Below are 20,400 nucleotides of genomic sequence, written 5' to 3' on the forward strand. Positions count from 1 at the left end.
CCGAGAATCGAGCCGACCGGCGGGCACGGCTTCTCGTAGGAGCGAGCTTGCTCGCGAACCCATTCCGCTGCGGGGCTTGTTCGCGAGCAAGCTCGCTCCTACGAATAGCCCGGGTCTCAGCCCTTGCGCGCAATCCCCTTGCCCGGCAGATGCTCGCGCCCGTGCGGCCCGCTGAAATCCTGCTGAGGCCCCAGCGGCACTATGCCGGTCGGGTTGATGGTGTGGTGGCTGCCGTAATAGTGATTCTTGATGTGCTGGAAGTTCACCGTGCCCGCCACCCCCGGCAACTGGTACAGCTCGCGCAGCCAGCCGGACAGGTTCGGGTAGTCGGCCAGGCGCCGCAGGTTGCACTTGAAGTGCCCGTGGTACACGGCGTCGAAGCGGATCAGCGTGGTGAACAGGCGGATGTCGGCCTCGGTCAGGTGTTCGCCGGTCAGGTAGCGCCGTTCGCCCAGGCGCTTCTCCAGGCAGTCCAGTTCCTCGAACAGAGTGACGAACGCTTCCTCATAGGCTTCCTGGCTGGTAGCGAAGCCGGCGCGGTACACGCCGTTGTTCACCGCCGGGTAGATGCGCTCGTTCAGCGCGTCGATCTCGCCCTGCAACGGCGCGGGGTAGAGATCCAGATCGTTGCCGGTCAGGCCGTCGAAGGCCGAGTTGAACATGCGGATGATTTCCGCCGACTCGTTGCTGACGATGCGCTTGCGCTGCTTGTCCCATAGCACCGGCACAGTGACGCGGCCGGTGTAGCGCGGATCGTCGCGGGTGTAGCGCTGGTGCAGGAACTCCAGGCCGTCCAGGGCGTCGCCGGTGGAGCCCAGGCTGCGGTCGAAGGTCCAGCCGTTCTCCCGCATCAGCCAACTGACCACCGAAACGTCGATCAGCCCGGCCAGGCCCTTGAGCTGGCGGTAGATCAGCGTGCGGTGTGCCCAGGGGCAGGCGAGGGAGACGTACAGGTGGTAGCGCCCGGCCTCGGCGCGGAAGCCGCCTTCGCCGCTGGGGCCGGGCTGGCCGTCGGCGGTGACCCAGTTGCGGCGTTGCGCGTTCTCGCGCTGGAAGCGGCCATCCTTGCTGGTGTCGTACCACTGGTCTTGCCAGCGGCCATCGATGAGCTGTCCCATGACTGGCTCCTCAGGAAAGGGAATGGGAACCAGTCTACGCCCTTGCTATCGATGGATCGCTGCAAAAACAGGGTAGAAGCTATCTACCCGATCGATCTGTCCCGGGCGGCCCAGCGTTGCCGGGCCTCGGCGAAGGCCGCCTCGCGGTCGCGGCCCAACCCGCGCAGGCCCAGGGCGATGGTGGCGACCACCGCCAGTTCGCCGTAGGCGTCCTCCCGCTCGCCACGCCAGAATTCGACCAGCACCTGCGGCTCCAGGCGCTCCGGCTTGACGTGGCGCAGCGCCGAGAGGGCCGGCCATTCCTCGTCCCAGCTCTGGCCCGCTTCGGTGCCGTAGAGATGCGCCGGGCTGTCCGGGTTGATCTCGATCTCGCCGCCTTCGCCCTTGATCACGATGGCGCGGTCGCCGAGCAGGCGGCTGCCTTCGCGGTGGGTTTCCTGGTAGCCGGGGTGGAAGATGCTCTGCAGGATGCAGTGCGCGCCCAGCGGGTTGAGCAGGCGCACCAGGGAATGAATGGGCGAGCGCAGGCCAAGGGTGTTGCGCAGGTCGATCATCCGCTGCAGCTCCGGCATCCAGTCCACCAGCGGGGCGAAGGCCATGCCGCCCCGGTCGAGCGCTTCGCCCACGGCGTTCCAGTCGCGGCACAGCGGGATGTCCAGCGTCTGCAGCAACTGCTCGGTGTACAGGCGCCCGGCGGTGTGCGCGCCGCCGCCGTGCAGGAGGATGCGCGTGCCGCTGCCGGCCAGGCACTTGGCGGCGAGCAGATACCAGGGCAGGTGGCGCTTCTTGCCGGCATAGCTGGGCCAGTCGAGGTCGACGGCGATCCGCGGCGCGGCCAGGCGCGCGCGCACGGCCTCGGTGAAGCCGGCCAGCTCATCGGCGCTTTCCTCCTTGTGCCGCAGCAGCATGAGGAAGGCGCCCAGCTGCGCTTCCTCGACCTGGCCGTCGAGGATCATGCCCAGGGCCTCGCGGGCTTCCTCGCGGGTCAGGCTGCGCGCGCCGCGCTTGCCCTTGCCGAGGATGCGCACGAACTGCGCGAAAGGATGCTCGGCGGGTGTCTGCAGGACGAGAGGCGTGGCGGTCATAGGCAATTGGTCGGCTTCGGCAGGCCGGCGAGCTTGGCGGCAAGCTTGGCCGGGGTGCCCTTGAACAGGAGGTTGAGGTGCAGGCTGCTGCCCTTTTCCGCGCCCAGGCGCTGGGCCACGTACTTGATCAGCGGGCGGTTGGCCGGCGACAGCTGGAACTGCCCGTAGAACTCGCGCAACAGGTGGAGGATTTCCCAGTGTTCCGGCGTGAGGTGCAGGCCTTCCTGGCGGGCCAGGGCTTCGGCGGCGGCTACCGACCAGTCGTCCAGGTATTGCAGGTAGCCGTCCTTGTCCAGGGCGATGGCGCGCCCTTCCACCGTGAGGGTAGTCATAGCCAGGCGTTGACCTTGTCGTAGCGGGTGCAGAGGTCGACGAAGGCGGGGTAGTCCACGGCCTTCAGGTTGGCCGGCAGGTGCTCCTGCAGGCCGCGCGCCTGCAGGTCCTCGGCGAGGGCGAAGCAGGCGTTGGGCAGACACTCCAAGCGTTGGCGTGGGGCGCTGCCGGCGGCGAGGGCGTAGACGGCATCGCCGCTGAGCAGCAGGCCGTCGTCGTGGGACAGCAGTTGCAGGCAGCTGTCGAAGCGGCCGTCGCCGAACGGGGAATGGGAAAGCAGATGCAGCGTGCTCATCAGAGGGTGATCACCTGGTCGTATTGCTGGGTCAACTGGCGCAATGCGAGGTCGTCCAACACCTCCACCGGCAGGCTCAGACTGGCGCCGGCCAGGCCACGCTCGGTGAGGCTGCGCTCGGCGGCGTAGAGCCTTTCGACGCCGAACAGCGGCAGGGCTTGCAGGTTGGCCTGCAGATCCTTCTGTTCGAGGCTGGCGGGTTGCTGGCCCGGAGCCAACTGGAACACCCCGTCATCGAGGAAAAGGAAGGCGATGGGCAGGTCGAAGGCGCCGCCGGCCAGGGCGATGTCCAGCGCCTCGCGGGCGCCGGGGCCGCTCCACGGGGCCTGGCGGCTGACGATCAGCAGGGACTTGGCCATCAGTTGCCTCCGAAGCAGACCAGGCGGTCCGCCATCTGCGTCGCTTCATGCAGCTGGCCGAGGCCGGATAGCTCCCAGGGCGCCTGCAGGTTGGCCGCCGGGCGCTGGTAGCGGGCGGCTTCCTCGGCGTTGAGCACGCCGCGGCGCAGGGCGGCGGCGATGCACACCACGGCATCGAGGCGGTGCTCGCCGACGAAGCGCGTCCAGGCCGCTGCCACATCCAGTTCGTCCTGGCCGCTCACTGGGTTGCTCGAAGCGCTGTGCACGCCGTCTTGGTAGAAGAACAGGCGGACAATCTCGTGGCCGCCGGCGAGCACCGCCTCGGCGAAGCGCAGGGCGCGTCGGGCGGCGGGCGAGTGGGGCGGGGCGAAGAGGGCGATGGCGAATTTCATGGCATGGGCCGGTCGGCGGATTACAGCGCGATGATAAGGCCAGCGCGGGGATTTTGCTGCGCCGGAAAAGGAAAAAGCCCGCCAAGGCGGGCTTTTCCGGTGTTGCCGGGAAGCGTCAGTCGTCGCTGCCCATGATGCCGAAGATCTGCAGCAGGCTGAGGAACATGTTGTAGATCGACACGTACAGGCTGATGGTGGCCATGATGTAGTTACGCTCGCCACCGTGGATGATGGCGCTGGTCTGGAACAGGATGGCCGCCGAGGAGAACAGCACGAAGCCGGCGCTGATCGCCAGTTGCAGGCCGCTGATCTGGAAGAACAGCGAGACCAGCATGGCGCCCAGCAGGACGAAGAAGCCGGCGGTGATGAAGCCGGACAGGAAGCTCATGTCCTTGCGGGTGGTCAGCACGTAGGCGGACAGGCCGAAGAACACCAGGGCGGTCATGAAGAACGCCGAGGAAATGATGCTGGCGCCGTTGGCCATGCCCAGGTACAGGTTCAGGATCGGGCCGAGGGTGTAGCCCATGAAGCCGGTGAGGGCGAAGGTGGTGACCAGGCCCCAGCCGCTGTCGCGCAGCTTGAGGGTGGCGAAGAACAGGCCGTAGAAGCCGACCAGGGTCAGCAGCAGGCCCGGGTGGGGCAGGTGCAGCTGTTGCGAGACATAGGCGACCAGGCCGCTGAAGGCCAGGGTCATGGCCAGCAGGCCGTAGGTGTTGCGCAGGACTCCGCTGACTTCCCGTTGTTCCGCCGCGGCGGGGTTGAGATATTGCCGTTCTTGCATGGCTAGACACTCCTGTAAGCGGAATGGGATTCCGTGACCATAGTTGCAGTGATGATATCAAAGCCGCCTGTCAGACGTAGGATCAGAGTTTGACAGTGTGTTGCGATCCGGTACTATGCGCCCCCGAAAGGAAGTGTGGCCGAGTGGTTTAAGGCAGCGGTCTTGAAAACCGCCGGGTGTAACAGCCCCCAGAGTTCGAATCTCTGCGCTTCCGCCATCTTGCCCAAGCTGAAAGCCCCGCACTGCGGGGCTTTTGCGTTTCTGGCCGGTTCCGAATGCAGGGGATTATGCTGCCGGATCATTTCCGCATGCTTAACGCCACTTCCGTATCGCAGCGCCACTTGGTTTGTTCGATCACCACACTGGGTGCCCGCGTGGAGGATTGGGCTGACATCCCGCATGACGCCTAAGCCTTGTTTCCTACAGTGCCTGGAGAAACTCCAGTAAGGCCTGCAACTCCTGCGCATTCAGCCGCAACGGTTCGAGCAGCGGCGAAGTCTTCGGGAACAGCGGGTCGTTCTTCTGCTGCGCCGTCGGCAGCGGGTGGAACATCCCGGCGTTGTACATGTTGAGGATGCCGCGCAGGTCGCCGAACAGGCCGTTGTGCATCCAGGGCCCGGTGCGCGCGACCTGGCGCAGCGAGGGCGTGCGGAAGGCGCCGACGTCCTCGGCGCGGCCGGTCACCCTGTAGCGGCCTAGGTCCTCGTAGCGGCGGCCGTAGTAGGTCAGGCCGAGGTTGTGGAAGCTGTCGTCGCTCAAGGCTTCGCCCTGGTGGCAGTTCAGGCAGCGGGCCTTGCCGCGGAACAGGTGCAGGCCATGCAGCTGGGTATCGCTCAGGGCCTTGCCGTCGCCCAGCAGGAAGCGGTCGAGGGCGCCGCGCCGGGGTGCCAGGCTGCGCTGGTAGGTGGCCAGTGCCCGGCCCAGTTGAGCGGCGTCGATCGGCGTGCTGCCGAAGGCCTCGGCGAAGGCCCGTGGATAGTCGCGGTGCGTACGCAGGCGCTGGAGCAGCGGGTCGAGGGCGAAGGCCATCTCGGTGGGATCGACGATGGGCATCAGCGCCTGCTGTTCCAGGCTGCCGGCGCGGCCGTCCCAGAACAGGTTGGTGAAGTGGCTGGCCATGGCTACGCTGGGGGCGTTGCGGGTTCCGGCCTGGCGGTCGTGGCCGAAGGACACGCGGCGGCCGTCGGCGAAGGCCAGGTCCGGCTCGTGGCAGGAGGCGCAGGCGATCTGCCCGGAGCGCGACAGCAGCGGCTCGAAGAACAGCCGCCGGCCCAGTTCGACCTGGCGCTCGTCCAGCGCCGGGGGCGCGGACAGCGGCGCCAGCTCGCGCCAGGCCAGCCCCGGGCTGATGTCCGGGGCCGGCCAATTCGCCGAAGGCTGGCTGTAGACCTGGCGCAGGCAGGCGTAGTCCACCGGCTGCGCGTCCAGGTGCGTGGCGCAGTCGTCGGCCCGGGCCAGCCCGGCCAGCAGCAAGCCGGCGGCCAGCAGCGTCCTAGAAGCGATAACCCACCTCCACCCAGAACTGCCGGCCGACCTCGTAGGTGGGGATGCCGCTGCTGCTGTTCACGCTGCTGACGGAAACCTTGTCGAGCACGTTGAACACGTCGAGGTTGACGAACAGCGCCTGGTCCTTGGCGGTGGGCTGCTCCCAGGCCAGGCGCAGGTCCCAGGTGAGGGCGGCGGACTGGTCTTCTTCCTCCCACACTTCCACCGGCGAGCCCTGGTAGTCCACCTTCTTGCCGGTATCGAGAATCTGCCGGTAGCCGGCGCGGTAGCGCAGGAAGTTGCTCCAGGTGAGGTTGGCCCGGGGGATTTCGGTGATGGTGGTCAGGCGCGCGGTCCAGGGCCGGTTGAAGTTGTCCGCCGGGCGTTCGGAGTAGCGCATGAACTTGCCGTCGTACTGGATGATCGGGTCGGCGAGGTCGGTTTCGCTGACGGCGGTGGCGTAGTCGACGTTGGAACTGGTCACGTCGGTCCAGTCCAGGGCCAGCTGCAGCAGGCTGCTGGTGCCGGCGAGCTCGAAGCGGCGCTGCGGGGTGACGGTCAGGGTGAGGATGTCGCTCTCGCTGCTGCCGCCGTTGGTGTAGGTGTAGTAGCTGGTGCTCAGGTCGTCGCTGGCCGGCTGCCCGAGGTAGCGGCCCTGGGTGCGGATGATCTGGTCGCGGCCGTCGCGGTGCACGTACTTCAGCGCGAACTCGGTGCTCCAGAGCATCTGGCTGATGCCCAGAGTCCATTCGTCGTCGTAGGGGATGTCCAGCTGGTTGAAGCGCGTGTTGTTCAGGGTGCGCACCGGCGAGCCCCAGTCGGCGCCGCCGCTGGCCCGCGTCAGCTTGTACTGCAGGGCGCTGCGGCCGTCGTACAGGCGATAGGCGAACATGTTGCGCCCGTAGTAACGGTTGGCGCCGCCGGTGAAGCGCGTGCGGCCATCGCCGAACAGGTCGTATTCGGCGGCGAAGCGCGGGGCCAGGGTCTTCTTGTCCATGTAGTCGTCGCCATCCAGGCGCAGGCCGGGGCGCAGGGTGAGGCGGCCGATGGCGATCTCGTCCTGGGTGTAGAGCGCCCAGGCAGTGGTGTCGAACTCGATCTTGCCGGCTTCGTAGACGTTCAGCTGAGTGAAGGCCTGGCCCTTGCCGGCGAAGTAGGGCGTCGGGCTCAGCGAGCACCAGTCGCTTTCGCTGCAGGTGCTGGTGACCTTGAGCAGCGAGCCGTACCGGAATTCCTCCAGGCGGTCGTAGTAGGCGTTCTGCCGGGTCAGCTCCAGGCCGGTCTGCACCTTGTGCTGGCTGCCCAGCACCTGCCAGGGATGCCAGTCGGCGTTGAGCTTGTAGCTCCAGGTGGTCTGGCGCTGCTCGATGTCGCCGTAGTTGCCCTCGGAGCTGAGCACCGTGGCGCTGCTGGCGCCGGGGGCGCCCCAGTTCTTCTCCGGCGACCAGCGCCAGCCCTTGAAGTAGTCCTTCTCGCTGTCGCGGGAGTTGTCCATGCGCGACCAGGCGACGGTCTGGGTGACCTCGGCCAGGGAGGCGTCCCAGATCGCCCGCAGGTTGGCCTGGTAGCCGCCGGACTTGATGTCCAGCATGGAGTCGCGGCCGTTGACGATGAAGTAGCGGTTGTCCTGCGGGGCATAGGTCAGCGCCCCCTCGAAGCTCAGGTCCTCGCGGGCTTGCCAGACGCCCTTGAGGTAGTAGTTGTCGATGCGCCGGGTCTGGTCCTTGTCCATGCCCTCGGCCGGGGCATCGTAGGTGTTCGCGTTGTAGCCCTTCAGTGGAATGGTGGAACGCTTGGAGGAATAGTTGAGCAGCAGCCCGAAGTCGTCGGTCACGTGGCCTTCGAGGGTGCTGCGCAGGACCAGCTTGTCGAACTCCGGCTGGTTGGCGTAGCTGGTGGAGTCCTCGAAGTTCTGCTGGTCGCGTTGGTCGATGTGGTAGCGCGTCCACTCCGAGCGGCTCATCTGCGCCGAGACCTTGCCGTGCAGCTCGCGGCTCGGCTGCCGCGTGTTGGCCTCGATCACCCCGCCATTGAAGCCGCCATAGGAGGCCGGGACGTTGCTGTCGAGCACCTTCACCGACTCCAGCAGGTCGGTGTCCAGGGCCAGGCCCTGGCTGCGCCCGGGCACGTCGGTCATGGAGACGGCGCTGCTGGCGTCCGCGGCCGGGTCGAGGTCGTTGTTCATGCTCACGCCGTCGACCAGGAACAGGTTCTGCCAGTACTTGGCGCCGTTGATGCTGACGTTGGCCGGGTCGATCTCCCCGGGCGTCTTGCTGCTGAGCTGGGCGTCGTCGAACTGCACGTTGGGGTTCATCTTCAGCAGGCTGGTGATGTCGCCATTGCCGGCCGGCATGCGCTCGATGATCTCGCGGTCGAAGTCCATCTCGCCCTGGAAGTTCCGGATCCGCGGGGCACGCACCCACATGTCGCCGGCGGAGACGGCATTGCTCAGGTCGACGCGGAACAGCGAGACCAGGTTGGGCTCGCCGTAGCGCCAGTGCAGGCCGCTGCCCTGCAGCAGCCGGTCGAGGGCATCCCAGGCGCTCATCCGCCCGGCAACCGCCGGGCTGCGCAGGCCTTCCAGCAGCTGGCTGTCGGCGCTGACCTGCAGGCCGCTCTGCTGGCCGAAGACGAGCAGGGCGGAGGCCAGGGATTGTGCGGGAATCTCGAAGTGCCGCTGGTGCTCCAGCGGCGCCTCGTCGTCCTGGGGCGGGGTAGCGGCCCAGGCGGGCAGGGGAGCGAGCGGGGTGAGGCAGAGCAGGCCGATGCCGCCGAGTCGGCGCAGGGGCAGGTAGAAACGGCCGCAGCCGCGGGCTACGGACTTCCCGTTGAGATTCATGGAGCGCTGTCTCCGAAAGGCGCGCGAGGCGCCAGTTGCAGTTGATAACGACTCTCAGTCGTGTTCAGCGCTCAATGACGTAACCTACGGCGATTTTTTCAATCGCCGCATGAAATTTCTTATCTCCTAGGATTTACCGACAGCCACAACGGGCCCCAGCCACCGACTTCGCCACCGAATGGCCGGACCATGGCCTGCAGCGCGCGGCGTGGGTCGCGCAGGTCGTAGATACCGGTGACGCGCTTGCCGGCGAAGGCCTTTTCGTCCACCAGCAGCACGCCCGGGTAATTGCGCCGCAGTTGCTCCAGCAGGTCGGGCAGGGGCGTGTCGTTGGCCAGCAACTGGCCTTGGCGCCAGGCGCCGATCTGTTCGGCGGGAACCTTCTCCTGGCGCGCCTGCCCACCCGGAAGCTCGACCCGCAGCCGGTCACCGGGGCCCAACTGGCGCGGCGGCAGGTCCAGCGGCGGCTGGACGCGTACCGAGCCGCGCGCCACCGCCACTTCCCAGGCTTTGCCCTCGGCGCGGACGTCGAAGGCGGTGCCGGTCACCGTCACCTCGCCATCGCCGGCCTCGACGCTGAAGGGCCGCGCAGCATCGTGGGCGACGTCGAAGAAGGCCTCTCCCTGCACCAGGCGGACCTGCCGCCGGTCGCCGCTGAACGCCAGTTCCAGGCGGCTGCCGGCGGCCAGGGAGACCTGGCTGCCGTCGGGCAGGCGCAGTTCGCGGTTGGCGCGGGCGCTGAAGCGGTCGGGATCGTCCGGCTGCAGGGCCCAGGCGAGCACGCCCAGCAGCAGCGAGGCGGCCAGCGCCAATGGCCAGCGCCTGCGCTGTCGAGGCCGTGGAGCCGCAGGCGCGGCCTCGGGCGCTGGCCTCGGCGTCTGCGCGCTTCCGGCAGGCATGCCGCTGAGCTGCCAGGCCCGCCCGACCTGGCGCAGCGCCTGGGCGTGGCGCGGGTCGGCCTCGGCCCAGGCGCGGCAGGCCCGGCGCAGTTCCATCGAATCCGGCGCGTCGCGCAGGCGCATCAGCCAGTCCATGGCCTGCTGCCAGACCGGATCGTCGTCCAGGGGTATGTCTCGCTCGTCGGTCTCGCTCACGCGGTCCTGCTCATCCATGGGGGCGGAGGGGGACATTGTCGGGCGCTTGCGCCCGCGGCGCCAGGCTTCATTGTCCATCGTCGGTCAGGTTCCGCGCGCAGTGGCCAAGGGCCTGGCGCACCAGGTTGTGGACCATCCCCACGGAAAGCTCCAGCTGGTCGGCGATGGCCTGCAGGGTCAGCCCCTCCAGGCGGTACAGCTCGAAGACGCGCCGCGTGCGCTCGGGCAGTTCGTCGAGCGCGCGGTGCACGCGCTGCAGCTCCTCGCGCTGCAGGGCGATCTGCTCCGGCGAGGGACGCGGGTCGCTGAGGAAGTCGAAGAAGTCGTCGTCCGCCGCCTGCCGTTCCCCATGCAGCGGACGACGCACGAAGTCCAGCGCCAGGTTGCGCACGATGCGGTACAGGTAGGCGCTGGGCTGATGCAACTGGGCGACGCTCAGTTCGGCGCTAGCGAAGCGCAGCCAGGCTTCCTGGACGACGTCTTCGGCGTGTGCCCTGCAACCGACGATGGGCGTGGCATAGGTGACCAGCGCGGTACGGTGGGTGAGGAACAGCTGCAGCTTGTGTTGGCCTGGGTCTGTCACGGTGCCGGGAGTCTGAGGGGCGCGGGGGAGGAGGTTTAATCGAACATGGGAATCATTATCATCTCAGTAAACGGCGGCAAGCGCCAGATGGGCCGGGGCGCGATTAACAGGTCGGCACTTGGATTCGGCTAAAGGTTCTCGGGAACGAGCAGGCCCTTCCTGCGGTAGTGCTCGATGTCGATGCCGAAGGCACCGCTGGGGTGGACCAGGTAGAGGTAATAGGGCTTTCCCTGGTCGTCCTTCGGGTTCGTGGCCAGGTCGACGACCCGTTCCCGGCAGGGCTGCTTGTCGGCGTCCAGCACTCTCAGCAGCTTGGGCTTGAGCTTGTTGCCGGGCGGGCAGCCGATGATGATGCCAACTTCGCCATTGCTCAGCTCGGCGATCTCGCCCGGCGGGTAGATGCCGATGAGCTTGACGAAGTGCGCGACCATCTCCTCGTCGAAATGCGTGCCGGAGGCATCGAATATCACCCGCAACGCTTCGAGGCTGGAGCGGCCCTTGCTGTAGACCCTGTCGCTGGTGATGGCGTCGTAGGTGTCGACTATCGCCACCAGCTTCGCCACCTGCGGAATCCTGTCGTGCCGCAGGCCCCGGGGATAGCCGCTGCCGTCCAGGCGCTCATGGTGGCAGTAGGCGGCATCGACGGCCGCCGGCGGGATGTCGCTGGTGCTCATGAGCAGCTTGCGGCCGCTGTCGGCGTGGGTCTGCATGATCAGGTATTCGTCCGCCGACAGCCGGCCGTTCTTGGTCAGTATCGGTAGCGGAACCTTGATCTTCCCGAGGTCGTGGAGCATGCCGCACATGCCGATATCGACCAGCTCCCGTGGCAGCATGTCGAGCCTGCGGCCCAGGGAAATCGCATAGATGGCCGTTCTCAGCGAGTGCTCGGCGGTGTAGTCGTCCTTGTTCCTGATCTGGGTGAGCCAGAGCATTGCCGCGGGGTTGCGCAGAATACTGTCGACGCACTTCTCGATGGTGCGCTTGACCCCGGGGATGTCCAGGGCCTGGCCGAGACGCACCGCGTCCAGCAGGCCCCGGGAAACCTCCAGCGCTTCGCCCCAGGTCTGCTGCGCCTGCTCTATCTCCTGCCGGAAATCCACCTTGCCAATGAGTGGCACAAGCTCCGCGTGGGTGTCCCCGGGGATGCCGTCGGGCAGGGATCGGGCCTCGACCCAGGCATGCTTGGCTACCTGCCTGATCCGCTCCAGTTCCTTGAGGGTCCTGATCTGGAAGCCACGGAACAGAAACGGGGTGTTCTCCCAGGACTCGTCGAGTTCCAGCACATACATCCCGACGGTCAATTCGCAAACATCGATCCTTACCCTGTCTTTGCCACGCAATCGTTGTTTTCTCTGTGCAGTTTTCTTTACGAATAATGTCAATATGACATCATTTTTATCGGTTTCATTGATCTGCATCAGTGGAATGGTTTTCTTGTTTTCTGTTTCTGCGGAGCTCTTCAAGGATTTTTTCTGATTCATGCAGTGACAGCAGAAGCCGCTGTTCGATAAAGCTGCATGTCGGTTCGCTTCCAGAAACATCCGACATCAAACGCACCTTCCTGACGGGGAGTGAGGAGGTGGCTTTGGAGGGTGCATGAGAAGCGAAGGGGGCGTGTGCGAGCGGATTCGCCGCAGCGGCGACGCGGCGGATTTCAGAGGGATTTGGAAGGTGGGCTCTTCAATAGAGTCGATCAACGACTACTGGGAAGTGATTCCGTTCCTACTAGTCCGAATAGTCTCAAGAAAGGAGTTGAGAATCGGGGATGCGTCGCCCATGCGATACATGCAGCTCAAGTCAACCGGTGCATTTTCGGGTGCGTCGCTTAAGGGGCGGTATACAACACCTGGCAGGGTGAGGACCGTGGCGGACTCGGGAACCAGGCATACTCCAAAGTTGCTGGCCACCAAGGCAATACCGGTTACCGTGTCTCCAACCTCTTGAGCGACTTGCGGTGTGAAGCCTGCTTGTTGGCACATTCCCATTACTTTATCGACGAAGCTTGGGCGCGGGCCGCTTGGAAACAGGATGAGCGGGTGCTCCGCCAGCAAGCCAAAGGGGACTGTTGGCCGTTGCGCGAGCGGGTTGCTGATGTTGATCGCAAGAAAAAGTTGTTCCGTGGCGACGTGTTCACGGGCGATGTCGTCGGACGGTTCAATGAAGCGATTGAAGCCCAAGTCGATGCGTCGTTGCCTCAGGGCTTCTATCTGGGCTTCCTTGTTCATGTTGTGCAGGATGACTTTGACTTCCGGGTACGCACTGCGGAATGCCAGCAATAACCGCGGGATGGTGCCGAGGATCGCCGAGCCAAAGATACCTATGTCCAACCTGCCGAGCTTGCCCTGGCCGGCGCGTTGGGTGCGCTCGGTTGCCTGCTCGACAACGGAGCGGATATTCCGCGCTTCCTCCAGGAACATCTCGCCGGGCTGAGTCAGCTCCATGCCCCGTGGGGTGCGGGTGAACAGCTGCACCCCCAATTCCTCCTCGAGTTGCTGGATTTGCCGCGTCAGCGGCGGCTGCGAGATGTGCAGGCGCGTCGCGGCCCGGCCGATGTTGCGTTCTTCGGCAACGGCGATGAAGTAGCGCAGGTGTCGTAGGTCCATGCGGATGTTCTTCTTCTGTTGAGGCCATACCGTGAAGGTAATGAGGTGGCTGATCGATAGTATTGGAGAGTATGTCTCGGCAGCAATCACCCCTGCCGTTTCCGCATTGCCCGTCGCCGGCAGGGCGGCTTCGTGATGTGACCTGACTTGCGCCAGGTCCGGCCTGCGCTACGCGTTTCCCTTGGCCGGCCCGGCGACGATCAAGATCCCGAACTCCAGGCCGAGCGGATTGCCTGCGTGATCCTTTCGCGCATTCGAAGCCCTGGCGCGATACCTATTAGGTATCTCTCGGGGCTTTTTATGGTATTGGACGGTAATTCTCCCGGGCCATAACGTGGACTCGAACTCTTCTCCGTCCTGGTGCGCTAGTGCACTCGGGGTGGAACGAAACTCACAAGAAAAATAATGATTTCGAGGAGAAAGACATGGGCAAGAGTGCTTGTCTGAACATGTTCGGCCTGAAAAAAACTTTACTGCCAGTTGCTGGGGTGTTTGCCGGAGTATCGCTAAGCAGTGTTGCGTTGGCTTTTCAGGTGGATACCGGAAGTCCGGACTTTCGTCTTTCCTGGGACAATACCGTCAAATACAGCGCAGCTTGGCGCTTGCACAATCCCGATTCCAAAGTGGCCGATGAGTCCGTGGGGGTTCAGGCCAACACCAACGATGGCGACCTTAACTTCAAGCGTGGCCTGATATCGAACCGGCTGGATGTTCTTTCCGAACTGGACCTGCGCTACCAGGACAAGTATGGGATGCGCCTCAGTGGCGCGGCCTGGTACGACGATGTCTACAACAAGCGCAACGACAATCCGGGGGCCTTTGACGGCGCCCTGGTGAATTCCCGTTCCGTTGCTTATGACAAGTTCACCGACGACACCAGGAAGCTGCAGGGGCGAGACGCTGAATTACTCGATGCATTCGTCTATGGGAACTTCGCCCCTGCCGACATGAGTTTGAACGTCAAGGCGGGGCGTTTCACTCAACTCTATGGTGAAAGTCTCTTCTTTGGTTCCAACGGTATTGCGGCGGCGCAGACTTCGCTGGACCTGATTAAGGCCCTCTCGGTTCCCAACTCGCAGTTCAAGGAAATCATGCGGCCGGTCGGGCAGGTTGCCGGGCAACTGCAGCTCAGCCCCGACGTTTCGATTGGCGCCTACTACCAGCTGGAGTGGCGCAAGAGCCGCTTGCCGGCCGCCGGCAGCTATTTCAGCTTTGCCGACTTTGTCGATGATGGCGGCGAGTCCCTGATCCTGGGGCCCGGCGTATCGGCGTTGCGCGGCGGGGATATCGAGCCGAAGAACTCGGGGCAGGGCGGTATGCAGCTCAAGTTCAGCTCCGGTGACGTCGAGTACGGAATCTATGCGGCGCAGTGGCATGACAAGATGCCGCAGTTCTACCTGTACCCCGATTCCGGCATCTACGAGGAAGTGTTCGGGGAGAATATCCGCACGCTGGGGTTCAGCGTCAGCACCCTGGTGGGCGAGACCAATGTCGCAGGCGAACTGTCCTGGCGGGATAACATGCCGCTGGTGGCCAGCGGCAATACGGTCATCGTCGCTTCCAGTGCGGGTGCCGATGGCGATAACCATGCAGCCTACCCGGTCGGGCGGACCCTGCATTTCAACCTTTCGGCAATCAGCGTGCTGGCCGCCACGCCCTTCTGGGACGGCGCTTCCTTCCTGGGCGAGTTCGCCTTCAACCGGCGCCTGAGCATCACCGATAACCGCGACCAACTGGACCCGTCCGCGACCCGGGACGCCAGTGCCCTGCAGTTCATCTTCAGCCCCGAGTATTTCCAGGTCGCCCCCGGGCTCGACCTCCAGGTTCCGATCGGCGTGAGCTATGGCCTGAGTGGGCGCTCTTCGGTCAATGGCGTTCTTTTCCCTTCCGATCATGGCGGGAATGTCAGCGTCGGGCTCAAGGGTGACTACATGAAGACCTGGCAGGCCAGCCTGACGGTAAACCATTACTACGGCTCTTCCGGCTCGGTCATCAAATACGACACGGCGGTACCCGAACTGTCGTACGACAACTTCCACGGCGACCGTGACTTCGTGTCGATCTCCCTCCAGCGCACTTTCTAACGCCCAAACTCCGGTTACCCGAGGTAATCACAATGTATAAGAAGTCCATTCTTTGGGCAGCGATGTTCGCTGTCGCGTCTGCCACTTCCGTAGCGCAGGCTGCCGTCGATGCGCAGAAAGCCGCCGAGCTGAACAGTGTCCTGACTCCCCTGGGCGGGGAAAGGGCCGGCAACAAGGACGGCAGCATTCCGGCCTGGACGGGCTCCCAGGGCGTTTCCGACTCCGCCGCCAAGGTTGGCGATATTCCGGTTCAGCCGTTTGCCGGCGAGAAACCCCTGCTGCAGATCACGGCGACGAATATGGCGCAGTACGCCGACAAGTTGTCGGAGGGAACCCAGGCGCTATTGAAGAAGTATCCCGATAGCTTCCGAGTCGATATTTATCCCACGCACCGTACTGCCGCAGCACCGCAGTATGTCTATGACAACACCCTGAAGAACGCGACCCAATGCAAACTCAACAGTGGCGGGAAGTCTCTGCAGGGGTGCTATGGCGGCATACCTTTCCCCATTCCGCAGTCCGGCACCGAAGCCATCTGGAACCACTTGCTGCGGGTTGAAAGCGAGGCCACCAACGTCGCCAATTTCAAGAACATCATCCTGACCGCCGACGGCTCCCGCAGCCTGGCGACCATGAACGACCAGGCCAACCAGTATCCCTACTATTACAAGGACGGGACGGCGGACAAGTGGAGCGGCGAGTACTTCCTGCAGCGCTTCAGCACCACCGCGCCACCGTTCAAGGCCGGCGAGTCCCTGGTTTTCCGCGACAGCATCGACGTCAGCCAGGCGCGCCAGGCCTGGCAGTACCTGGTCGGGCAGCGCCGCGTGCGCCGGGCGCCGACCGTCGCCTACGACACGCCGGACTTCGTCGCCTCGGGCGCCAACTACTTCGACGAGGTCATGGGGCTGATGGGGCAGGTCGACCGCTACGACTGGACGCTGGTCGGCAAGCGCGAAATGTACGTGCCCTACAACGACAACGAGATAGTGACCGCCTCGCCCGAGGAGGCCTATGGCAAGCACCACCTGAACCCGGACAAGGTGCGCTGGGAGCTTCACCGCGTATGGGAGGTGAAGGCCACCGTGGCCGCGGGCAAGCGGCATGCGGTGCCGATGCGCCGCTACTACCTGGACGAAGACTCCTGGATGGTGTTGCTGATGGATGGCTATGACAGCGAAGGCAAGCTCTGGCGCACCACCCAGGTCACGCCCTTCGTGCTGCCCTCGGTGCCCATGCTGGGGTTGAAGCCGGCGCACATCTTCAACCTGCAGGCCAACACGATGAGCACCACCCAGTCGCTGAACGGGGCGACCTTCAGCATCGTGCCGCGAAAACCCGAAACCTATTTCACCGGTGACTCGGTCGCCGCCGAGGGGGTTCGTTAAGCACGCGGTCTGCAGGACCGGCGGCCGCCTGGTTGCCGGTGTACTTAGTGACGATCTCCCAGCCCCGCGGGCAAGCCTGCGGCGACCGGGAGGTCTGGATTCGAGAAGAAGAAATGCACGCGCAAAAATTGAGCCGTTCGCGTCGGGCCCTGGCCTGTGTTCTCCTTTCCCTTTCCGGCTGCCTGCTCCGCCCGGCCCTGGCGGCAGAGCAGGTTGCCGATCCGCTGGTGTTGCCGGCGGAGCAGAGCCTGCGGGCACAACACAGCCTTCAGCTGGCCCTGGCCCGAGCCGGGGATCGCCTCGTCGCCGTCGGCGAGCGCGGCGTCGTATTGCTATCGGACGATGCCGGCGCCACCTGGCGCCAGGCTGCCAGCGTGCCGGTGAGCGTGACCCTGACGGACGTCCACTTCGTTTCCGCCAGCGAGGGCTGGCTGGTGGGGCACAGCGGCGTGGTGCTGCACAGCGCCGACGGTGGCGAGCATTGGCAATTGCAGCTCGACGGCAACCAGGTCGCCAGGATCATCCTCGACGATGCGCGCAGCCGCGCGGCCACCGATTCGGCCGAAGTGCGCAATGCGCAACGCCTGGTCGACGATGGCCCGGACAAGCCCCTGCTGGGCGTGCGCTTCGTCGATGCCCGCAACGGCTTCGTCGTGGGCGCCTACGGCATCGCCCTGGCCACCACCGATGGCGGCGGCAACTGGCACTCCCTGGTGGGGCGCATTCCCAATCCGCGCGGCAACCACCTCTACCAGATCCAGATCGACGCCAGGCGCATCCTGATCGCCGGGGAGCAGGGCGTGCTGTTCCGCTCGGATGACGGCGGCGCCAGTTTCCATGGCCTGTCGGTCCCCTATGGCGGCACCTTCTTCGGTGTCCTCGGCATGACCGGCGAACGCCTCCTGGCCTACGGGCTGCGGGGCAATGCCTGGCGCAGCGAGGACGGCGGCAGCAACTGGGTGAAGGTCGACCTCGGCCAGCCGGTGACTGTGACTGCCGGCTTGCGCCTGGGCGATGGCTCCCTCCTGCTCGCGGACGAGAGTGGCCGCCTGCTGCGTAGCCGGGACGAAGGGCGCAGTTTCAGCGCCCTCCCGGTGCATCCGGGAACCGGCCTTACCGGCATCGGCGAGGCCCGCGATGGGGCGCTGGTGCTGTCCAGCGCGCGTGGCCTGGCGCGTATCGAGTTGCGCGAGCAACTGGCGGGAGCTCAGTGATGAATCATGTCCACTCCATTTCTGCCGATGCGGTAATCGCCGACCTGAATGATTTCGACAGGCAGTCGGGGACGCTCGTGGAGCGCCTGCTGTTCAACAATCGCCTGGCCATCGTGCTGGGTTGCCTGCTGGTCAGCCTCGTCCTGGGTTACCAGGCATTCAACCTGTCGCTCAATGCCGCTTTCGAGAAGATGATCCCCACGGGGCATCCCTACATCGTCAACTTCCTCGACAATCGCCAGCAGATGTCCGGCATGGGCAACACGCTGCGCATTGCGGTAGAGGCCAGGCAGGGCGACATTTTCGATGCGGCCTACCTGGATACGGTGCGCAAGCTCAGCGACGAGATCTTCCTGCTGCCGGGCGTCGACCGTCCCTACATGAAGTCGCTGTGGGCGCCGGCGGTACGCTGGACCGGCGTCACCGAAGAGGGCCTGGACGGCGGGCCGGTGATACCGGACGACTACGATGGCTCCGCGCGGAGCCTGGAGCAGGTGCGCATCAACGTCGAGCGCTCCGGCGAGATCGGCCAACTGGTCGCGGCCAACTACCGTTCCAGCATCATCCTGATCCCGTTGCAGGATCGTATCGCCGAAACGGGGCAGCGCATCGACTACCACGCGTTGTCCCAGCGTATCGAGCAGCTGCGCGCCAAGTACCAGTCGGACCATATCGCCATCCATGTCACCGGTTTCGCCAAGGTGGTCGGCGACCTGATCGACGGCCTGCGCCAGGTCCTGGTGTTCTTCGCCGTGGCGATCGTCATCTGCACCCTGGTGCTGTTCTGGTATACCCGCTGCCTGCGCAGCACCCTGCTGGTGGTGTTCTGCTCGCTGATCGCGGTGGTCTGGCTGCTCGGCTTGCTGCCGACGCTCGGTTATGAGCTGGACCCCTATTCGGTGCTGGTGCCCTTCCTGGTGTTCGCCATCGGCATGAGCCACGGCGCGCAGAAGATGAACGGCATCATGCAGGACATCGGCCGCGGTACGCACCGGCTGGTGGCCGCCCGCTATACCTTCCGGCGCCTGTTCCTGGCCGGGCTCACCGCCTTGCTCGCCGACGCCGTCGGGTTCGCCGTGCTGATGGTGATCGACATCCAGGTGATCCGCGACCTGGCCATTACCGCAAGCATCGGCGTGGCGGTGTTGATCTTCACCAACCTGGTATTGCTGCCCATCCTGCTGTCCTTCACCGGGGTGAGCGCCGTGGCGGCCCAGCGCAGCCTGCGCGCCGAACTGCTGGAATGCACCGATGCCAAGCACAAGAGGCACCCGTTCTGGGCCTTCCTCGATCGCTTCACCCGGCGTCCGTGGGCGACTGCAGCGGTGTTGTCCGGCGTTGGGCTTGCCGTCGTCGGCCTGGCGGTGAGCTCCCACCTGAAAATCGGCGACACCGATCCGGGGGCGCCGGAGCTGCGTCCGGATTCCCGCTACAACCGCGACAACGCCTTCATGGTGGCCAACTATGCGGCCAGCAGCGACGTGTTCATCGTCATGGTGAAAACCCCGCAGTACGCCTGCGCGCACTACCGCACGCTGATGGCGGTGGATGCCCTGGAGCGCCAGCTGCAGCAGCTCCCCGGGGTGGAGGCGACCAGCTCGCTGGCCGGGCTGGCCAAGATCGACAATGCCGGGATGAACGAGGGCAGCCTCAAGTGGTACGACATGCCGCGCTCGCAGGACATGCTCAACGCCATCATCACCCGCGCGCCGCGGGAGATGTTCAACCAGAACTGCGACCTGCTGACCATCTATGCCTATCTGAAGGATCACAAGGCCGACACCCTCACCAGTGTCGTCGACACGGTGGAAGCCTTCGCGGCGCGCCATGACAGCCCCGACATTCGTTTCCTCAACGCCGCCGGCAACGCCGGCATCGAGGCCGCCACCAACATCGTGGTGAAAAAGGCCAACGTGCAGATGCTGATGCTGGTCTACCTGGCGGTCATCGCCCTGGCGTTCATCGCCTTCCGTTCCTGGCGGGCGGTGCTTTGTGCGGTGCTGCCGCTGATGCTCACCTCGATACTGTGCGAGGCGCTGATGGTCTGGCTGAACATCGGTGTCAAGGTCGCCACCCTTCCGGTGATCGCCCTGGGCGTCGGTATCGGCGTGGATTACGCCCTGTACGTGATGACGGTGACGCTGGCCCGCCTGAAGGATGGCATGACGCTCTCCGAAGCCTACTACCGTGCCCTGATCTTCACCGGCAAGGTCGTGGTGCTGACAGGCATCACCCTGGGCATTGCGGTGGCCACCTGGTTCTGGTCGCCCATCAAGTTCCAGGCGGACATGGGGATTCTGCTGGCCTTCATGTTCATCTGGAACATGCTCGGCGCCCTGATTCTGCTTCCGGCACTCGCTTACTTCCTGCTGCACCCACGGCAGAGCGAACATGGGAACTGAGACCGGGGGGCGCGGCATGCGACTGGGACAGGGGTCGCTGGCAATGCTGGTGGTACTGCTGGCCGGCACGGCGGCAGGCGCCGACCTGGGGAACGGGCGCTGGGGTTGGGCGCTGCTCGCCGTCCTCGCCGGCGCCTGGTCGCTGCGCGCCAACCGGCAGCGGGAACAGGCGCTGCAGGCGGGCCTCGGGCACATCCGCGCCCTGCTGAATGATCCGCAGCCTGCCGAAGGGAGCCTGGAGGACGCCATGGGCCGGCTGCTCGCCATCCTCCAGGAGAAGGTCGGTGCGGCCGGCCGCATGCGCGAGCTGGCCGGCGACCTGACCGTGGCCACCGGCAGCCTGGT

Annotated in this window: 17 protein-coding genes and 1 tRNA gene; 5 read left to right on the forward strand and 13 right to left on the reverse strand. The window is 65.2% G+C overall.

Annotated features, from left to right (window positions below; all coding sequences use genetic code 11):
- Positions 1-116: 116 nt before the first annotated feature.
- The 7 genes from M8R19_RS28990 to M8R19_RS29020 form a co-directional block, all read right to left on the reverse strand.
- Positions 117-1,118, reverse strand: a complete 1,002-nt coding sequence (locus M8R19_RS28990) for a glutathione S-transferase family protein (RefSeq protein WP_249919631.1) — start codon at positions 1,116-1,118, stop codon at positions 117-119.
- Positions 1,119-1,201: 83 nt separating this feature from the next.
- On the reverse strand, positions 1,202-2,203 hold the full coding sequence (locus M8R19_RS28995) for a glycosyl transferase family protein (protein WP_249919632.1): 1,002 nt from the start codon (positions 2,201-2,203) through the stop codon (positions 1,202-1,204).
- Complete coding sequence (locus M8R19_RS29000) at positions 2,200-2,535, reverse strand: TusE/DsrC/DsvC family sulfur relay protein (protein ID WP_116424003.1); 336 nt, start codon at positions 2,533-2,535, stop codon at positions 2,200-2,202. The genes M8R19_RS28995 and M8R19_RS29000 overlap by 4 nt, the downstream gene beginning before the upstream one ends.
- Positions 2,532-2,831, reverse strand: a complete 300-nt coding sequence (gene tusB / locus M8R19_RS29005; RefSeq protein WP_249919633.1) for a sulfurtransferase complex subunit TusB — start codon at positions 2,829-2,831, stop codon at positions 2,532-2,534. The genes M8R19_RS29000 and tusB overlap by 4 nt, the downstream gene beginning before the upstream one ends.
- Positions 2,831-3,190, reverse strand: coding sequence for a sulfurtransferase complex subunit TusC (tusC, locus tag M8R19_RS29010; protein ID WP_249919634.1), 360 nt, complete (start codon positions 3,188-3,190; stop codon positions 2,831-2,833). The genes tusB and tusC overlap by 1 nt, the downstream gene beginning before the upstream one ends.
- Entirely contained in the window at positions 3,190-3,582 is a 393-nt protein-coding gene (gene tusD / locus M8R19_RS29015) for a sulfurtransferase complex subunit TusD (RefSeq protein ID WP_009623201.1), read from the reverse strand. The genes tusC and tusD overlap by 1 nt, the downstream gene beginning before the upstream one ends.
- A 115-nt stretch (positions 3,583-3,697) precedes the next feature.
- On the reverse strand, positions 3,698-4,363 hold the full coding sequence (locus tag M8R19_RS29020) for a Bax inhibitor-1/YccA family protein (RefSeq protein ID WP_009623200.1): 666 nt from the start codon (positions 4,361-4,363) through the stop codon (positions 3,698-3,700).
- A 129-nt stretch (positions 4,364-4,492) separates the two neighbouring features.
- On the opposite strand from M8R19_RS29020, the gene M8R19_RS29025 reads away from it, so the two are divergent.
- Positions 4,493-4,580, forward strand: a tRNA-Ser gene (locus M8R19_RS29025).
- A gap of 203 nt (positions 4,581-4,783) precedes the next feature.
- On the opposite strand, the gene M8R19_RS29030 is transcribed toward M8R19_RS29025, so the two are convergent.
- The 6 genes from M8R19_RS29030 to M8R19_RS29055 all read right to left on the reverse strand — a co-directional run bounded on the left by M8R19_RS29030 (position 4,784) and on the right by M8R19_RS29055 (position 12,967).
- Positions 4,784-5,836, reverse strand: coding sequence for a cytochrome-c peroxidase (locus tag M8R19_RS29030; protein ID WP_249919635.1), 1,053 nt, complete (start codon positions 5,834-5,836; stop codon positions 4,784-4,786).
- Positions 5,837-5,855: 19 nt separating this feature from the next.
- On the reverse strand, positions 5,856-8,687 hold the full coding sequence (locus tag M8R19_RS29035) for a TonB-dependent receptor (protein WP_249919636.1): 2,832 nt from the start codon (positions 8,685-8,687) through the stop codon (positions 5,856-5,858).
- 119 nt (positions 8,688-8,806) lie between these two features.
- Positions 8,807-9,817 carry a FecR family protein gene (locus tag M8R19_RS29040; protein WP_249919637.1) on the reverse strand — a complete coding sequence of 337 codons (1,011 nt, stop codon included), beginning with the start codon at positions 9,815-9,817 and terminating at the stop codon, positions 8,807-8,809.
- A gap of 31 nt (positions 9,818-9,848) precedes the next feature.
- On the reverse strand, positions 9,849-10,364 hold the full coding sequence (locus tag M8R19_RS29045) for a sigma-70 family RNA polymerase sigma factor (protein ID WP_249919638.1): 516 nt from the start codon (positions 10,362-10,364) through the stop codon (positions 9,849-9,851).
- Positions 10,365-10,492: 128 nt separating this feature from the next.
- Entirely contained in the window at positions 10,493-11,845 is a 1,353-nt protein-coding gene (locus M8R19_RS29050) for an HD-GYP domain-containing protein (protein ID WP_249919639.1), read from the reverse strand.
- A gap of 219 nt (positions 11,846-12,064) precedes the next feature.
- Entirely contained in the window at positions 12,065-12,967 is a 903-nt protein-coding gene (locus tag M8R19_RS29055; protein ID WP_249919640.1) for a LysR family transcriptional regulator, read from the reverse strand.
- Positions 12,968-13,392: 425 nt separating this feature from the next.
- On the opposite strand from M8R19_RS29055, the gene M8R19_RS29060 reads away from it, so the two are divergent.
- The 4 genes from M8R19_RS29060 (at position 13,393) to M8R19_RS29075 (ending at position 20,055) form a co-directional block, all read left to right on the forward strand.
- A complete protein-coding gene (locus M8R19_RS29060) occupies positions 13,393-15,051 on the forward strand; it encodes a DUF1302 domain-containing protein (RefSeq protein WP_249919641.1) in 1,659 nt (552 codons plus the stop codon).
- Between the two features lie 32 nt (positions 15,052-15,083).
- A complete protein-coding gene (locus M8R19_RS29065) occupies positions 15,084-16,439 on the forward strand; it encodes a DUF1329 domain-containing protein (protein ID WP_249919642.1) in 1,356 nt (451 codons plus the stop codon).
- A gap of 128 nt (positions 16,440-16,567) precedes the next feature.
- Positions 16,568-17,653 carry a WD40/YVTN/BNR-like repeat-containing protein gene (locus tag M8R19_RS29070; RefSeq protein WP_249919643.1) on the forward strand — a complete coding sequence of 362 codons (1,086 nt, stop codon included), beginning with the start codon at positions 16,568-16,570 and terminating at the stop codon, positions 17,651-17,653.
- Positions 17,653-20,055 (forward strand): efflux RND transporter permease subunit, encoded by a 2,403-nt coding sequence (locus M8R19_RS29075; RefSeq protein ID WP_249919644.1) that lies wholly within the window; start codon positions 17,653-17,655, stop codon positions 20,053-20,055. Before M8R19_RS29070 ends, M8R19_RS29075 begins: the two co-directional genes overlap by 1 nt.
- Positions 20,056-20,400 lie beyond the last annotated feature (345 nt).

It is taken from the genome of Pseudomonas sp. R3.Fl (assembly GCF_023516765.1).
In the GTDB taxonomy this organism is placed as follows: Bacteria; Pseudomonadota; Gammaproteobacteria; order Pseudomonadales; family Pseudomonadaceae; genus Pseudomonas; species Pseudomonas citronellolis.